The 2,482-nt window shown below is 63.1% G+C and carries 2 protein-coding genes and 1 pseudogene; all 3 read right to left on the bottom strand.

Annotated features, from left to right (window positions below; translation table 11 throughout):
- Window positions 1–352 (bottom strand): annotated as a pseudogene (locus tag EN893_RS38970) (CHASE domain-containing protein); the annotation flags it as partial.
- Between the two features lie 184 nt (window positions 353–536).
- Entirely contained in the window at window positions 537–1,337 is an 801-nt protein-coding gene (locus EN893_RS03505) for an ATP-binding cassette domain-containing protein (protein WP_127267717.1), read from the bottom strand.
- 11 nt (window positions 1,338–1,348) lie between these two features.
- Window positions 1,349–2,482 (bottom strand): sugar ABC transporter permease (locus EN893_RS03500; protein WP_164900704.1); only part of this gene is annotated, 1,134 nt, incomplete at its 5' end.

Below are 2,482 nucleotides of genomic sequence, written 5' to 3'. Positions count from 1 at the left end.
CGATAGGGGTACGCCAGGGTTGCGTGGTATCCGGGTAGATTGGATGACTGACGCCATAATCGTGCAGCATATCGCGTTCGACCGTCGCCTTGTCGCCCGTCTTTGCCAGCCTGAGGAAACCGATGCCGCGCAAGCCGGCGAAATTCTTGTCGACATCGAGCGCGTTGAAGAACGCCTTGAACTCATTGCGAGAAATATCGCCATTGCGGGCGTCGAACAGGGCCTGCGTCGAGCGCAGCAGCGACAGATGCAGGTCGATGCGGCTCTCGATCCGGTTGAGCGCGTCGTCGGCAGTCGCCTCGAACTTGATGCGCGCGGCTTCCTGTGTGGCGAAATAGGCGAAACCTGCCATCACCATGCTGATTAGTGCGACGGCGATAAAGGCGATGATCGGGAAAAGCTTCTTCAACGGATCGTGCGGTCCCTGAGCGATATCGGACCTTTATGGGCAAGTCGCCGTGCCAACACAATGCCACGGCCAAGCCATCCTTACGGCTGGCATATCACGTGTCCGGCAACGGCGAGCTGGCTTGATCTCAGGCTGCGATCTTCAGCGCACCCGGTCCTGGAATGGCGCCCGGCGGGCATTTGCCAAGAATGATCATCCCCAGCACCTCGTCCTGGGTGACATCGGTGGTGCGGGCGGTGCCAACGACCTGACCGTTCTTCATGACGCAGACCCGGTCGGCAAGCTCGAACACATCGTGGATGTCGTGGCTGATCAGGAAGATGCCGATGCCATCGGACTTGAGCTGCTTGACCAGTTCGCCGACCTGCGCCGTTTCCTGCGGACCAAGCGCCGCCGTCGGCTCGTCCATGATCAGGATGCGGGCGTTGAACAGGATCGCACGCGCGATCGCCACCGATTGCCGCTGGCCGCCCGACAGCTTGATCACCGGCTCCTTGAAGCGCTGGAAGCGGGGATTGAGCCGGCCCATCACCTTGCGCGCCTCGGCCTCCATGGCAACGTCGTCGAGCGTACCCCAGGCGGTCATCAGCTCGCGGCCGAGGAACAGATTGGCGGCGGCGTCGACATTGTCGGCCAACGCCAGCGTCTGGTAGATCGTCTCGATGCCGTATTTCTTGGCGTCGCGTGGATTGGAGATCGATGCCTCCTCGCCGTTGACGAAGATCTGGCCCGAATCGCGCTTGTAGGCGCCGGACAGGATCTTGATCAATGTCGACTTGCCGGCGCCATTGTGGCCGAGCAGCGCCACGACCTCGCCGGGGAAAAGATCGATCGAGGCGTCGTCGACGGCGCGGATGCCGCCAAACGCGATCGAGATGTTCCTCATGTCGATCAGCGCGGTGGCTGCAGGAGCAGTCTTGTCATTCATGGCATGCCCTCCTAGACGCGCTTGCGATAGACGGTGTCGAGCCACACGGCGATGACCAGTACGGCCCCGACGACGATGCTCTGCAGCGGCGAGTCGACGCCGAGCAGCACCATGCCGGACTGCAGCGACTGCATCAGCAGGGCGCCCAGCATGGCGCCGATGATCGTTCCCGATCCGCCGGCAAGCGACGTGCCGCCGATCACGGCGGCTGCAATGACGAGCAGTTCGTCGAGCGTTCCAAGCACGTTGGTGGCCGAATTCTGCCGGGCCGAGGAGATCGCCGCGGCAATCGTGGCCAGCACGCCCATGATCATGAACACCTTCATGGTGATCCATCGCGTGTTGATGCCGGCGAGATTGGCCGCCTCGGGATTGCCGCCGATGGCGAACACATAGCGGCCGAAACGGGTGCGGTTGGTGATGAAGGTCATGACCAGCCCGACGGCGACAGCCATCAGCACCGGTATCGCGATACCGTGGGCGATGAACAGGCCGCCTTCGGGAACGGTGATGTTGTTGGCGGCCGCATATCTGTTCACGATGCCGATCGGCCAGGGGTAGGAGTTGGCGAGCCAGACCGCACCCATGATGGCGCCGCAGGTGACGACTCCAAGCAGCGCCTCGGCCCAGATCGGACGTAGCGGAAACCGGAAACGCTTGCGCTGCACCCGCCCGTTGAACAGCCCAAACACCACGGCGAGGCAGGCGACGATCCCAACGACCCAGCTCCAGGTCGCGCCGATCGATCCCGCCGGCCCACCGCCCATCAGCTGAAAAGTGGCGTTAAGCGGCGCCACGGTCTGGCCTGAAGTGACCCACCAGGCGGCACCGCGCCAGACCAGCAGGCCGCCCAGCGTCACGATAAAGGCGGGCACTTCGAGATAGGCGATGACGAAGCCTTGAAAAGCGCCGATCAACAGGCCGAGCGCCAGGCCGATGACCAGTGCCAGGACCCAGATCCACGGGTTGCCGAGTTCGAGCCCGACAAAGCGCACCAGGAAATGCACCTGGGCAAATCCCATCACCATGCCGATCAGGCCCTCGGCGGAACCGACCGACAGGTCGATGTTGCGCATGACGATGACCAGCACCATGCCGCAGGCCATGATGGCAACCGCGGATGTCTGCACCGACAGGTTCCACAG

It is taken from the genome of Mesorhizobium sp. M7A.F.Ca.CA.004.04.2.1, assembly GCF_004022825.1.
In the GTDB taxonomy this organism is placed as follows: Bacteria; Pseudomonadota; Alphaproteobacteria; order Rhizobiales; family Rhizobiaceae; genus Mesorhizobium.
Note: the sequence above shows the minus strand (reverse complement) of the source record. Positions and strands in the feature narration are given on the sequence as shown.